The organism is Motilimonas sp. 1_MG-2023, from assembly GCF_030547455.1.
Lineage (GTDB): Bacteria > Pseudomonadota > Gammaproteobacteria > Enterobacterales > CBDFNC01 > Motilimonas.
Genome location: NZ_JAUOPX010000341.1, coordinates 1 through 230, shown reverse-complemented (window position 1 = coordinate 230; position 230 = coordinate 1). Strand labels below are relative to the sequence as shown.

1 pseudogene is annotated in these 230 nt (G+C 46.5%); it reads left to right on the top strand.

The features are described 5' to 3' along the window. Nucleotides 1-230, top strand: a pseudogene (locus Q4519_RS22240) (IS3 family transposase); the annotation flags it as partial.

Here is a 230-nt window from a genome sequence, read left to right as displayed (position 1 = left end):
TCCGTGGCAGATTGGGGAACAGTGAAATGGTAAATAGATTGCGCAAAGAAGGCTATCAAGTTTGTCGCTATCTTGTTCGTAAAATTATGCGTCGCTTACGCCTTTAGGTCACACAACGCCTGGCTTACAAGGTCACAACAAAGCGTAAGCACTGCGATTCATTGGTTGACTTCCTACTGTATCAGAACTTCAATCCCACAGCTGCCAACCAAGTTTGGGCAGGCGATGTG